The organism is Streptomyces sp. NPDC086835, assembly GCF_044745705.1.
Lineage (GTDB): Bacteria > Actinomycetota > Actinomycetes > Streptomycetales > Streptomycetaceae > Streptomyces.
Window position 1 is genome coordinate 258,077 of the sequence record NZ_JBIVAU010000008.1, and the last position, 13,382, is coordinate 271,458.

At 72.3% G+C, this 13,382-nt stretch carries 11 protein-coding genes; 7 read left to right on the top strand and 4 right to left on the bottom strand.

Going from position 1 to position 13,382, the window contains the following annotated elements:
• Positions 1–68: 68 nt before the first annotated feature.
• Complete coding sequence (locus ACIPJI_RS25300; protein WP_356622646.1) at positions 69–233, top strand: hypothetical protein; 165 nt, start codon at positions 69–71, stop codon at positions 231–233.
• A complete protein-coding gene (locus tag ACIPJI_RS25305) occupies positions 230–1,414 on the top strand; it encodes a zinc-dependent alcohol dehydrogenase (RefSeq protein ID WP_402248993.1) in 1,185 nt (394 codons plus the stop codon). The genes ACIPJI_RS25300 and ACIPJI_RS25305 overlap by 4 nt, the downstream gene beginning before the upstream one ends.
• 24 nt (positions 1,415–1,438) lie before the next feature.
• On the opposite strand, the gene gdhA is transcribed toward ACIPJI_RS25305, so the two are convergent.
• From gdhA to ACIPJI_RS25320, 3 genes are all read right to left on the bottom strand, one after another.
• Positions 1,439–2,794: an NADP-specific glutamate dehydrogenase gene (gene gdhA / locus ACIPJI_RS25310; RefSeq protein WP_402248995.1), complete on the bottom strand. Its 1,356-nt coding sequence runs from the start codon at positions 2,792–2,794 to the stop codon at positions 1,439–1,441.
• A 203-nt stretch (positions 2,795–2,997) separates the two neighbouring features.
• Positions 2,998–3,627 carry a hypothetical protein gene (locus ACIPJI_RS25315; protein ID WP_402248998.1) on the bottom strand — a complete coding sequence of 210 codons (630 nt, stop codon included), beginning with the start codon at positions 3,625–3,627 and terminating at the stop codon, positions 2,998–3,000.
• A gap of 91 nt (positions 3,628–3,718) precedes the next feature.
• On the bottom strand, positions 3,719–5,716 hold the full coding sequence (locus ACIPJI_RS25320) for an RICIN domain-containing protein (protein WP_356622642.1): 1,998 nt from the start codon (positions 5,714–5,716) through the stop codon (positions 3,719–3,721).
• A 452-nt stretch (positions 5,717–6,168) separates the two neighbouring features.
• Between ACIPJI_RS25320 and ACIPJI_RS25325 the strand changes: the two genes are divergently transcribed.
• Positions 6,169–6,849, top strand: coding sequence for an adenosylcobinamide amidohydrolase (locus ACIPJI_RS25325; RefSeq protein WP_402249000.1), 681 nt, complete (start codon positions 6,169–6,171; stop codon positions 6,847–6,849).
• Between the two features lie 444 nt (positions 6,850–7,293).
• On the opposite strand, the gene ACIPJI_RS25330 is transcribed toward ACIPJI_RS25325, so the two are convergent.
• Positions 7,294–8,946 (bottom strand): FAD-dependent oxidoreductase, encoded by a 1,653-nt coding sequence (locus ACIPJI_RS25330; protein WP_402249002.1) that lies wholly within the window; start codon positions 8,944–8,946, stop codon positions 7,294–7,296.
• A 266-nt stretch (positions 8,947–9,212) separates the two neighbouring features.
• On the opposite strand from ACIPJI_RS25330, the gene ACIPJI_RS25335 reads away from it, so the two are divergent.
• The 4 genes from ACIPJI_RS25335 (at position 9,213) to ACIPJI_RS25350 (ending at position 13,369) form a co-directional block, all read left to right on the top strand.
• Complete coding sequence (locus ACIPJI_RS25335; RefSeq protein WP_307708802.1) at positions 9,213–10,337, top strand: SchA/CurD-like domain-containing protein; 1,125 nt, start codon at positions 9,213–9,215, stop codon at positions 10,335–10,337.
• Between the two features lie 76 nt (positions 10,338–10,413).
• Positions 10,414–10,854, top strand: a complete 441-nt coding sequence (locus ACIPJI_RS25340; RefSeq protein ID WP_307708801.1) for a cupin domain-containing protein — start codon at positions 10,414–10,416, stop codon at positions 10,852–10,854.
• Positions 10,851–12,116: a beta-ketoacyl-[acyl-carrier-protein] synthase family protein gene (locus tag ACIPJI_RS25345; protein ID WP_356622640.1), complete on the top strand. Its 1,266-nt coding sequence runs from the start codon at positions 10,851–10,853 to the stop codon at positions 12,114–12,116. The genes ACIPJI_RS25340 and ACIPJI_RS25345 overlap by 4 nt, the downstream gene beginning before the upstream one ends.
• Positions 12,116–13,369 (top strand): ketosynthase chain-length factor, encoded by a 1,254-nt coding sequence (locus tag ACIPJI_RS25350; protein ID WP_402249004.1) that lies wholly within the window; start codon positions 12,116–12,118, stop codon positions 13,367–13,369. The genes ACIPJI_RS25345 and ACIPJI_RS25350 overlap by 1 nt, the downstream gene beginning before the upstream one ends.
• Positions 13,370–13,382 lie beyond the last annotated feature (13 nt).

The following is a 13,382-nucleotide window of genomic DNA, read 5'->3' on the forward strand; positions in this document are numbered from 1 at the left end:
GAATGTGTTCGCCGGGTGGAAATCGCTCCGCCCGGTGAATGTCCGGGCGCCTGGGTACCCGTCGCCGCATGACCTGTTCGAACCCTCCGGCCGTCGTCACCGAGGCGGTCCCGAGGACCGCTCGACGCTCGGCCGAGGTTCTCCCGGACCGGCTCGAGGCCGCGGCGCACAGCGGCACGACCGGACCGGGTTCCGGCGACCGGCCGTGGAAGGCGGACGAGGAGGCACGATGAAAGCACTGACCTGGCACGGAAAGCGCGACGTACGCGTGGAGAGCGTCCCCGATCCCGAGATCCGCGATTCGACCGATGTGATCGTCAAGGTGACGACGTCCGGGCTCTGCGGTTCCGACCTGCATCTGTACGAGCTGTTCGGGCCGTTCATCGAGCCGGGCGACATCCTCGGGCACGAACCGATGGGCGTGGTGGAGGAAGTGGGCTCGGAGGTCACCGCGGTACGGCCGGGCGACCGTGTCGTGGTGCCCTTCAACGTCTCGTGCGGCACCTGCTTCATGTGCGCGCAGGGCCTGCAGTCCCAGTGCGAGACCACCCAGGTCAGGGAACACGGCATGGGAGCCTCGCTGTTCGGCTACACCAAGCTCTACGGGCAGGTGCCCGGCGGGCAGGCACAGTACCTGCGGGTCCCGTTCGGCAACACGCTGCCCATCAAGGTCCCCGACGGCCCGCCGGACGACAGGTTCGTCTATCTGTCCGACGTGCTGCCCACGTCGTGGCAGGCGGTCGAGTACGCGGCGGTGCCGCCCGGCGGATCCGTGGTGGTACTGGGCCTCGGGCCGATCGGCGACATGTGCACCCGCGTCGCAGCGCACCGCGGCGCCGGTCTGGTGATCGGTATCGACCTGGTGCCGGAACGGCTCGAGCGGGCCAGGGCGCACGGCGTGCGCACGTTCGACCTGGACGAGTACGGCGCCAAGGTCGCGGACGCGGTCCGTGATCTGACCGACGGCCGGGGGGCGGACGCGGTCATCGACGCGGTCGGCATGGAGGCACACGGCGCGCCGGTGGCGAAGGCGGGGCAGCAGCTGACGACCCTGCTGCCCGGTGCGGTCGCCGCCCGGATGATGAAGCGCGTCGGCGTCGACAGCCTCTCCGCCCTGCACCTGGCGATCGAGCTGGTACGCCGCGGCGGCACCGTGTCCCTCTCCGGCGTGTACGGCGGGATGGCGGACCCCATGCCGATGATGACCATGTTCGACAAGCAGGTGCAGCTGCGGATGGGGCAGGCCAACGTGTGGCGGTGGGTGGACGATCTGCTGCCGCTCGTCACGGACGGCGATCCGCTCGGCACCGAGCAGTTCGCCACCCACCGCGTGCCGCTGGAGAAGGCTCCGGAGGCCTACGAGATGTTCCAGAAGAAGCAGGAGGGAGCCGTCAAGGTGCTCTTCTCGCCCTGACCTGCGGCCGGTCGGGCGGGCCGGTCACACGAGGCCCTGGGCGAGCATCGCGTCGGCGACCCGCTCGAAGCCGGCGATGTTGGCGCCGGTCACGTAGTCGCCGGGGGCGCCGTAGCGTTCGGCGGTCTCGTGGCAGGTGCGGTGGATGTCCCGCATGATCGCCGCGAGTTCGTCCTCGACGCGGTCCGCCGACCAGGTTTCGCGGGCCGCGTTCTGGCGCATCTCCAGGGCGCTGACCGCGACTCCGCCCGCGTTGGCGGCCTTGCCCGGGCCGAAGGCCACGCCGGCCTCCTGAAGCACGCGGACCGCTTCTGGAGTGGTGGGCATGTTCGCGCCTTCCGCGACCGCCTTGACCCCGTTGCGCACCAGGGTGACGGCGTCCTGTTCCGCCAGCTCGTTCTGGGTGGCGGAAGGGAAGGCGAGGTCGGCGGGCACGTCCCAGACCCGGCCGCCGGGCACATAGCGGGCCGAGGCGCCGCGGCGCTCGGCGTACTCGCTGACGCGGGCCCGCTCGACCTCCTTGACCTGCCTGAGCAGTTCGAGGTCGATGCCCTTCTCGTCGACGACGTAGCCGGCCGAGTCGGAGCAGGTCAGCGGGTGGGCGCCGCTGCGCAGGAGCTTCTCGATGGTGTGGACGGCGACGTTGCCGGAGCCGGAGACGACGGCGGCCTGGCCCTCGAGGTCCTCGCCGCGCAGGTTCAGCATCTCGGCCGCGAACAGCACACTGCCGTAGCCGGTGGCCTCGGTGCGGACGGCCGAGCCGCCCCAGCTCTGTCCCTTGCCGGTGAGGACGCCGGCCTCCCAGCGGTTGGTGATGCGGCGGTACTGGCCGAAGAGGTAGCCGATCTCGCGGCTGCCGACGCCGATGTCGCCCGCGGGGACGTCGGTCTGCTCGCCGATGTGCCGGTGGAGTTCGGTCATGAACGACTGGCAGAACCGCATGACTTCGGCGTCCGACCGGCCGTGCGGGTCGAAGTCGCTGCCGCCCTTGCCGCCGCCGATGCCGAGGCCGGTCAGGGCGTTCTTGAAGACCTGCTCGAAGCCGAGGAACTTCACCACGCCGAGGTTCACCGACCGGTGGAAGCGCAGGCCGCCCTTGTACGGGCCGAGGGCGCTGTTGAACTCGACCCTGAACCCCCGGTTGATGTGGACGGCACCGCGGTCGTCCTGCCAGGGCACCCGGAAGATGATCTGCCGCTCCGGCTCGCAGAGCCGCTCCACGATCCGCGCCTGCGCGTACTCGGGACGCGCAGCGAGCACGGGTGCCAGAGTGTCCAGCACCTCCCGTGCCGCCTGGTGGAACTCCGGCTGCGCCGGGTTGCGTTCCTCGAGTTCGGCGCGGAGCGAAGCGAGTCGGTCCTTCTGGGGTGACAGTGTCACTGCATGTCCCTTCCTGCCCTGACGTGGGATGACGACCGGTACGCGGCGACGACGGTCCGGGCGCCGCTACTGCGACGAGTACGGCCGTACGCGCGCCCGGCGTTCATTCGGTCCGCATCTTCTCGTCGGTCCGGGTTCGACGACGCCGCCGAACTGTTCGCCCGTCAGTGTGTCCTACACGGGCCCCGCGGTGCGGCGGTCCCTCACCGGGCACGCCGCCGCCTGGCCCGCAGGACGATTCCGGCGCCGCAGGCCAGGGCGAGCAGCGCGGCGCCCGCGGCGGCCCGGACGGTCGTGGACGCGCCCGTCCGCCGCTCGGCCCCGCCGACGGGGCCGGACGGGGTGGCCGGACCGGCCGCGGACGGGCCGGCACCCGATGCTGCCGGGCCCGGGGGTGGGGAATGCGGTTCGTCGTTCGGTGTGGCGCCGGGTGTCGCCGGAACGGGTGAGGCGGGCGTTCCGGGCGAGACCGTGATCACTTTCTCGCCCCGCCCGAGCGCCGGATGCCCCGTCTCCACGGTGACCTTCCAGTGTCCGGGGGGCAGCGCCTCCCGGGTGGTCCAGCCGGCCCGGGTGTCGAGGTCGCGGACGAGCGCGAAAGGGCCGAGTGCCGTGCTTCCGTCGCCGCTGACGGCGTTGACCGTCGCGGCCACCCGCCCGTCGACGGGATCGCCGTCGTTCTCCCAGGTGATCGTGGTCTCCACACGGCCGAACTCGTGTCCGGTCACGACCACCTTCAGTGTGTCCCCGTGGGCGTGGACATCGGTGGCCGGCAGGAGGAGCGCCGGTACGGCGAAGGACAGGGCGGCCGCCCTGAGGAGAGTGGTGCGCATGGTCGGTGAGGCTCCGTGTCCAGAGGGTGGGAAGGGGCGGCCGGGCGGCGATGCACCGGCCCGGCCGCCCCCGTGCGGTCGTTTCAGCCGGTCAGGAGGCCCGTTCGACGGTCCACACCTGGTAACCGCTGCCCGCCGCGTGCTGCAGCTCGACGAGCCAGGACCCGTGGTAGGGGCGGTTGCTGACGCCGAGGACGTACCTGCCGTCCGGGGTGGCCACGCTCACCCCGTTCCCGCCGCGTGCGACCTTCCACTGCTGGGCCGTCACACCGCGGCACGGCTGCTGGGCGACCCACATTCCCGCGCTCGGTGCACCGCCGGCCTGAAGGCACTTGCCGGAGACGGCGGACCGGATGCGGCTGTAGCCGTTGCCCGCGTCGTCGACGTACCACTGCTGAGCGGCGTACCCGTTGTACTGGGCCCCCACCAGGACGGTGCCGTCGGCAGCGTGGCCGCCCCAGACGGCGGCGGCCGTCCCGCTGGCGCCGTTGCGGAGCACGTAGCGTGTACCGGGCGTGGTGGTCGTGCCGCCGTCGCTGCCGGCGGTACGGAAGGAAGCGGCCCTGCCCGGTCCGCTGTCCCGGCCGGAGGCATCCCGCACGGACACCGCGACCGAGTAGGTGGTTCCCGGCTTCAGGCTGTGGAGCCGGGCGCTGGTTCCCTGCACCCAGCCTCTGGCCCGGCCGTCGACGAGGACCTGGTACCACACCGCGCCCCGCACCACCGGCCAGGTCATCACCGCCGAGTCGGCGGTGATCTGGCCGACGGTCACCGCGGGTCCGGTGGTGGGCCCGCCGGTGGGCGTCGGCTGCTTGGTGGGGCCGGTGGTCGGGGTCGGGCTCGGATCCGGATCGGGACGGTTGCCGCCCTTGCCCCGCATCAGGAACTGGTTGTCCGCGATGTTCCAGTGCGTGGCGAGGTAACTGCCCGGCTTCGGGTCGGTGTGGAAGTAGTCGTCGTGGTTGCAGTCCAGCCGGTTCTCGTAGTCGCGGTTCTGGCACACGGTGCGCATCCGCGGGTAGTAGGGGCTGTCGGAGTAGCACATGACGTCCCACTCGTCCGTGCAGTGAGCTCCCCGGCTGGTGTTGGGCGCGCTGTTGTTGACCGCGCCCAGGTTGTGCCCCAGTTCGTGCGCCGCCGTGTGGCCGCCCCAGCATCCGGTGTCCGTACGGCCGTACGACGGGCCGAAGTTGCTGATGTTGTTCTGCCCGGGACGCTCGTCACCGGCGAAGGTGCCGATGCCGCAGTAGACCTGGGTGTCCGCGAAGATCATGTACTTGCGGTCGCGCCGGTCGAGTCCCTTGGCCGCCAACGCACGGTTGGTGGCGCTGAACTCGGACAGGGCGGACGCGGGCAGTTCGATGTTGAGGACGGTGGGCGTGCAGTCGGCCGCGGTGACGTAGCGGATGTGGCGGACCCCGCCGGTGTCCTCGGCGCTCTGGGAGTAGATCAGGTCGGCGTCGGCCGCCCACTTCCGGAAGGAGGGAAGGTACTGGGCGTACCGGTCCTTGCCGGGTGCGTGCACGTAGACGACCTGGACCCGGTTGCCGGTGGTGCCGTCACCGTCGCACTGCACGGTCTGGCCGGCGGGGCCCTGCCCCGCGGCCGCCTGCTCGGGGGTCCGCGCCGCCGCGGGCGGGGTGTCCGCCGCCGCGGCGGTCGCGTCCACGGCGGGCGCGTCCACGGCCGGCGCGGCGCTCGGCGCGGGGCCGGCCGCGTCCTTGTCGCCGCCCGGCCGGGTGGGGTCCGGGGCGGGCGCGGCCTTGACCGCCGGTGGGGTGTCCTTCTTGATGTCGACGCCCTTGGGCGGCGCATCCGGTCCGTGTGTGCACAGGCCGGCCTCGGTCCGGTAGACGCCCGCACACGGATCGGTCTTCTCGGCGACCTCCAGGCCGGCGTAGACCATCCCACGGCGGGGCTCGTCGGCCGGCTTCTCGTCGATCGGCTCCGGCTCCTCGTCACGGGCGGGCTCGGCGGCCGGCTCGGCGGCGACCGCGGGCTCGGCGGTCGCCCCGGCGACGGGCGCCGAGCCCTTGGCGTCCGGCCCGATCAGCCCGGCCTCGTAGGCCACGCCCCCCGATATCGACACCAGCGCGACGGCGGTGACGGCCCATATGAGCCGACGCGATCTACGGCGCTGAGACTTCCTCAGTCTTCTTCTGCCGGACAAGAGTTCCGCACCTCATTCCTTGGTCAGGGGATTGGTGCACGGAAGGCTGCCAGACGGCCGGGATCCGGAATTCCGGCAAATGGGACCATGGAACGTCGGCCGTCCGGTTACCGCGTCTCTCGTTCTGACGAACACTCAATTGCCTTGGCAGGTAAGAAAGTTACGCGCGTCAATAAAACGTGGTCCAGTCCACTCACCACGCTCCGTAATGTGATCGAGATGCGAAATGGAGGCTATTCAAATCTCCGTAAACGGAATCCATCACACCGCGAATTCCCATGCTCACGGCAGGTGTTGCCGACAGTGGTGTTTCCTTGGGAAACCCATAAGCAACGCTGATCGCCACCACCCGCGGCGGGTTAGGGTGCGGAATGCTCCTCGCCGCCTCGGACCTGACCCGCCTGCATGACCTGCCGCTCCTGTCCCCTCAGGAGCCCGACGGCAGCCGGCCGATGCTGCTGTGGGTGCCCGGGGAGATCCGGCGCATGGTCTCCAGCGCCCTCCTGGGCGGCGGCATCGGTGAACGGGAGTGGGTCCTCAACGCGCAGGTCCCGCCCGGCTACCGGCGGCTCGACCCGGAAGCGCACCTGACCGAACTGGCCGCGGCCGCGGGGGTGTCGGGGCGGGGGGTGGGCCTGATGACGGCCGCATGCGTACGCGACCGGTGCCACGCCGCCGACGGGGGCGTCGACGCCCTGGTGACGGCGGGCATCGGCGTCCGCGGCTGGGCGGCGGCCCCCGCCCCCGGCCTCCCCGGGCCGCCCGAGGCCGGAACCATCAACATCGTGGTCTCCCTGCCCGTCGCCCTGTCCGACGCGGCCCTGGTCAACGCGGTCGCCACCGCGACGGAGGCCAAGGTCCAGGCACTGCGCGACCTCGGCATCGACGCGTCCGGCACCCCGACGGACGCGGTGTGCGTCGCGGCGCTGCGGCCGGTGGGCGGGCGCGCTGTGGAGCCGTTCGCGGGGCCCCGGTCGGTGTGGGGGGCGCGGGTCGCCCGCGCGGTGCACGGCGCGGTGTACGCCGCCTGCGAGCGAGCGACCAGAACCTGAGCGGACGCTGTGCGCTTCCCCTTCCGCCCCTTCCCGGACCCCGGGGCACCGCGCCCGGCCCCCACACCTCGAGCGCCGGGCGGTGCCGTGACCGGCCCCGCCCGGTCGAGGCCGGTGCCAAGCCTCAGCGCCGCGGTAATCCCTGCCCGGCCGGCGGCCCTCCCCCAACGGCAAACGGCGTAGGAAGGGCCCCACGCACGGCCGTCGGCCGTAGGGAAGACAGGGACCACCGGTCGGAGCGCGGCACCGGAATCCGGACGGAGCCCCGAAACACCGCGCGCGCCGCAGCGGACCGGGCGGAGCCCACACGGCACCCGGTCGGGCGGAGCCACACCGCGAACAGCGGCAACGGTCCAGGCAGAGCCGACACGACACCAGGCCCCGGTCGGGCGGCGCCCGGTACCGCGCCCGGCACGGCACCGGGCCCTGGGGTCGTCCGACCCGTCACCCGATCCGCAGCAGCGACGTCAGCGCCGTGTACAGCGCCGCCTCCGCGTCGGGGACCGGGCCGGCCGTGCGCCAGGCGACGAAGCCGTCGGGGCGGACCAGCACCGCGCCTTCGGGGGCCGTGCCGTGGACCGCCGCCCAGTCGGCGCCGGCCTCCGGGGCCAGGTCGGCCTCGGGGCCGTCACCGATCCGGTAGGCGTCGAGGCCGACGGACAGCCTCCCGGCGACGCGTTCCGCCGCCGCACACCAGTCCTTGCCGCCGTCGCCGGTCAGCAGGACGAAGGAGCGCTCGTAGAGGTCGAGCGTCGACAGCCGGCCCTCGGCGCCCGGCCGGTGGAGCCACATGTGCGGTGCCCGGGTGCCGGGGGCCCCGGAGAAGTCGATCCGGTCGGGGACGGGAGGCAGTTCGGGGTCGGTGCCGAGGACCGCCCCGCGCGGGTAGCGGTAGCCCAGGACGACGGGGAGCAGCCCACCGCGCGGTCCGGCGGCCACCGCCGCCGGGGCCGGCTCGTACCCGGGGTGGCTGTGCTCGACCGACCGCGCGGAGGCGCGGGCGCTGGTGGCCAGCGCCACCGGCAGGCGTTCCTGCTCGTACGTGTCGAGCAGCTCCGGCCCCGCCGAGCCGTCGAGGACGGCCGCGATCTTCCAGGCGAGGTTGTGCGCGTCCTGGATGCCGGTGTTGGAGCCGAAGGCGCCGGTCGGCGACATCTCGTGTGCGGAGTCCCCCGCCAGGAACACCCTGCCCCGCCCGTAGTGCTCGGCGACCCGTTCCGCGGCGTGCCAGGGTGCCTTTCCGGTGATCTCGACATCGAGGTCCGGCACGCCGGTCGCCGCGCGGACGAGGTCGGCGCAGCGCTCGTCCGTGAAGTCCTCGAGCGGCTCGCCGCGGTCGTACTGCCAGGGCGCGTGGAAGACCCAGAGCTCCTTGTTGTCCACCGGGAGCAGGGCGCCCTCCGCCTCGGGGCCGGTCAGGTAGCAGACCACGAAGCGGCGGTCGCCGACCACGTCGGCGAGTGCGCGTGAGCGGAAGCTGACGCTCACGTTGTGGAACAGGTCCCCGGGGCCGGACTGCCCGATGCCGAGCCGCTCACGCACCGGGCTGCGCGGCCCGTCGGCGGCGATCAGATAGTCCGCGCGCACCGTGCTCTCGCGGCCGGTCCCCCGGTCGCGGACGACGGCGGTGACGCCGTCGTCGTCCTGTTCGAAGGAGACCAGCTCGGTGGAGAAGCGCACATCGCCACCCAGTTCGACGGCCGCCTCGAGGAGCACGGGCTCCAGGTCGTTCTGGCTGCACACGCACCATGCGGCGGGGCTGAGGCGGCCCGGCGCGCCGCCCTTCTCGTCGATCTGCCTGACCAGCCACTCGCCCGCGTCGGGGTCGCCCAGGTCCGGCGTCTGCAGGATGCCGTGGTTGTCCGCCAGCACGGACGCCGCGGCCTGGATCCGCTCCGCCACCCCGGCCGAACGGAACACCTCCATCGTGCGCAGGTTGTTCCCCCGGCCGCGGGGGTGGATCGAGGTGGCCGCGTGCTTCTCGACGAGCATGTGCCCGACGCCGAGCCGGCCGAGGAACAGGGATGCGGACAGGCCCACGAGGGAGCCGCCCACGATCAGGACCGGTACGTGGTGTTGTTCGGCTTTCTCTTCCATGAGTGCTCCAGCTCCAGCCGCCGGTAGGGATTTGGCGTTCTCCATGCCCGCGTTTCCTGCCCGCGCGGGAGGGGTTCGGCTCGGCCCTTCACCCACGTGGTGCACACATCTCGCGCCACCCGTGTTACCGACACAGGATCGAAGCCGGACCACCACATCGCGCCACAGGTGGCCAGCCGTCCGCATACGCCGGATGCGTCGCTCGGAATTCCCGAGGCCCGGCGTCGTGCCGCAGGCGGCCTCACCGACAAGGAGATGCGTGGAACATGACAATGCTGTCCGAACGTGTGTCCCAGTCCGCATTCGACGGCTCCCGGCTCCGGGTCGTGCTGCTGCTTGACCTCCAGGACGGCGCCCAGCAGCGCTTTCTGACGGCCTACGAGCACATGCGCAACCAGGTGGCCGCCGTGCCCGGTCATCTCAGCGACCAGCTCTGCCAGTCGATCGAGAACCCGTCGCAGTGGCTCATCACCAGCGAATGGGAGAGCGCACCGCCCTTCCTCGCCTGGGTCAACAGCGAGGAGCACGTCGAGACCGTACGACCGCTGCACGACTGCGTGCGCGACACACGGTCCCTGCGCTTCAGCGTCCTGCGGGAAACCGCGGGCGTGCACGCCCCCCAGGCCGCCGCTCAGCAAGCCGGCGGTCTCCAGCCGTCCCCCCGGGTCGGAGACGGCGTGGTCCGCCACGCCCTCACCTTCACCGTCAAGCCCGGCAGCGAGCAGACCGTGGCCAAGATCCTCGCCGGCTACACCTCGCCCCAGGCACAGGTCGACGACACCACCCGGCTCCGCCGCACCACGCTGTTCATGCACGGCAACCGCGTCGTGCGGACCGTCGAGGTGCAGGGCGACCTGCTCGCGGCGCTGCGGCACGTGGCCAGGCAGCCCGAGATCAGGGCGGTCGAAGAGGCCATCAACCCGTACCTGGAGCAGGACCGGAACCTCGACGACCCGCAGTCGGCACGGCTGTTCTTCACCCGCGCCGCCCTGCCCGCGGTCCACCACCTCGCGCCCCCGGGCGAGCAGCACACGGAGAGGGAGCGCCACGCGCTGCTCTACCCGGCCAAGCCGGGGTGCGGGATGGCCCTCGCCCGGCTGCTGGCCGGACAGGACGAGGCAGCGGCCGACAGCGCCGGCTGCCCCGTCGACAGCAGCACCGTCTTCCAGCGCGACGACATCGTCGTACGCCTCGTCGACGTGCGCGGACCGCTCGACGCCGACCCGTCGGCCGTCATGGGCGCGCACGGCCTGCGCAAGGCCGGTGTGCTGGAGCGGCTGCTGGACACCGAGGCGCTCGGCATCGACGAGTCGCTCTCGGACGAGAAGGCGATGACCCGTCTGCTCGAGAGCGCCCAGATGCGCCTGATCACCGACCGCCGTGCCCCTTGAACCACGCACCCGGCCGCCGGCGGCCGTGCGACACCACCGAGTCACCGCGCCGCAAGGCCTTGTGGAGGAACCAGTCATGACCACAACCCATCGCATCGTCGACCTGAGCGAGACCCAGCCCAACCGCAGGCGCGGCGGTGACCTGCGCGCCATGCTCACCCCCACCGCGGTGGGGGCCACGAGCGGCTTCATGGGTCTGGCGCTCGTCGAGCCGGGCGACCGCATCGGCGAGCACTACCACCCGTACTCCGAGGAGTTCGTGTACGTCGTCGCCGGCGAACTCGAGGTCGACCTGGACGGCGAGCCGTTCGCCATCCGACCCGACCAGGGCCTGCTCATCCCCCCCTATGTGCGGCACCGGTTCCGCAACGTGGGCAGCACGCAGGCCCGCATGGTCTTCCACCTCGGTCCGCTCGCTCCCCGGCCGGAGCTCGGCCACGTCGACACGGAGGAGACACCCGCGGCGGAGGGCACCGGCGCGCACCTGCCGCCTGAGCGGACGGGGTCGGTGTCGTGACCCGGCGTGTGGCGGTGACCGGCGTCGGCATCGTCGCACCCGGAGGTGTGGGCGCCCCGGCGTTCTGGGACCTGCTGTCGAGCGGCCGGACAGCGACCCGCGGGATCACCCTGTTCGACCCGACAGGGTTCCGCTCCCGTATAGCCGCCGAGGTCGACTTCGATCCCGCGGCCCACGGTCTCGGCGCCGCGGACGCCCAACGCGCCGACCGGTACGTGCAGTTCGCCCTTGTCGCCGCCCGTGAGGCGATGGCCGACGCCGGTCTCGACGCGGCGACGCTGGATCCCTGGCGGACCGCCGTGTCGATGGGCACCGCCGTGGGCGGCACCACCCGGCTCGAGCGGGACTACGTCAAGGTCAGCAGCACGGGCAGGCGCTGGGACGTGGACCACAGCGAGGCCGCGCCGCATCTCCACCGGGCGTTCTCCCCCAGCACGCTGGCCTCCGAAGTGGCCGAACAGAACGGCGTACAGGGCCCGGTGCAGACGGTCTCCACCGGCTGCACCTCCGGCCTCGACGCGATCGGCTACGCGTTCCACGCCATCGAGGAGGGCCGCGCCGACATCTGCGTCGCCGGCGCCTCCGACTCGCCGATCTCCCCGATCACGGTGGCCTGCTTCGACGCCATCAAGGCGACCTCCCCCAACAACGACGACCCGGCCCACGCGTCCCGCCCCTTCGACGCGAACCGCGACGGGTTCGTCATGGGAGAGGGCGGGGCCGTACTGATCCTCGAGGAACTCGAGCACGCCCGCGCCCGCGGTGCGCGCGTGTACTGCGAGATAGGGGGTTACGCCACCTTCGGCAACGCCCACCACATGACCGGGCTCACCCGTGAGGGCCTGGAGATGGCACGGGCGATCGACGACGCGATGAACCACGCCCGGCTCGACCGGACGGACATCGACTACGTCAACGCGCACGGATCCGGCACCCAGCAGAACGACCGTCACGAGACGGCGGCGGTCAAGCGGTCGCTCAAGGACCATGCGTACAAGGTGCCGATGAGCTCGATCAAGTCCATGGTGGGCCACTCCCTCGGTGCGATCGGCGCGATCGAACTCGTCGCCTGCGTGCTCGCACTGGCCAATCAGGTGGTGCCGCCCACCGCCAACTACGAGACCCCCGACCCCGAGTGCGACCTCGACTACGTGCCGCGCACCGCACGCCCCCTGAAACTGCGCAGCGTGCTGTCGGTGGGAAGCGGCTTCGGCGGCTTCCAGTCCGCCGTCGTACTCACCCGACCAGGCGGGAGTGCATGATGAGCCCCGGCAACCGGCACACCAGGTCCGCCGTCGTCACCGGCATCGGTGTCGTCGCCCCCAACGGCGTGGGTGCGGAGACCTTCTGGAAGTCCACCGTCGAGGGCATCAGCGCCCTGGACGGTGTCAGCAGGGAAGGCTGCGAGCACCTGCCGCTGCGGGTCGCGGGCGAGGTACGCGGCTTCGACGCCGAGTCGATGGTCGAGCAGCGTTTCCTCGTCCAGACCGACCGGTTCTCCCACTTCGCGATGGCGGCGGCCGACCTGGCGCTGGCCGACGCGGGGATCGGCGAGGACGCGCACGGCGGTACGCCCTACTCGGTCGGTGTGGTCACCGCCGCCGGGTCGGGCGGCGGCGAGTTCGGCCAGCGTGAACTGCAGCGCCTGTGGGGACAGGGACCGACCTACGTCGGCCCGTACCAGTCCATCGCCTGGTTCTACGCGGCGAGCACCGGGCAGATCTCCATCCGCGGCGGCTTCAAGGGCCCCTGCGGAGTCGTCGCCAGCGACGAGGCCGGCGGGCTCGACGCCATCGCGCACGCCGGCGGCGCCGTGCGCCGGGGCACCGACACGATCATCGTCGGCGCGGCGGAGGCACCGCTCGCCCCGTACTCGATCGTCTGCCAGCTGGGCTACCGGGAGCTGAGCACCTGCGAGGACCCGGACCGCGCCTACCGGCCCTTCACCCCGCAGGCGTGCGGCTTCGTGCCCGGCGAGGGCGGTGCCATGCTCGTCGTCGAGGACGCGGAGACGGCCCGCCGCCGGGGCACCGCGATCCGCGCGACCATCGCCGGCCACGCCGCGACGTTCACCGGGGCATCCCGGTGGGAGCAGTCACGGGAAGGTCTGGCGCGGGCGATCGGCGGGGCCCTGGAGGCCGCGGACTGCTCGCCCGAGGAGGTCGACGTCGTCTTCGCGGACGCGCTCGGCCTGCCGGAGGCCGACCGGGCCGAAGCCCTGGCGATCACGGACGCGCTGGGCGCTCACGGTTCCCGCGTGCCGGTGACCGCCCCCAAGACCGGCTTCGGGCGGGCGTACTGCGGGGCGCCGCTGCTCGACACCGCCGCCGCGGTGCTCGCCCTGGAGCACGGTCTCGTACCGCCCACTCCCCATGTCCTGGACGTGTGCCACGACCTGGCCCTGGTGACCGGGACAGCCCGGCCCGCGGAGCTGCGCACGGCCCTGGTGCTGAGCCGGGGACTGATGGGTTCCAACTCGGCGCTCGTGCTGCGGCGCGGCGCCGGCCCCTCGTGAGACGGAGAACTCG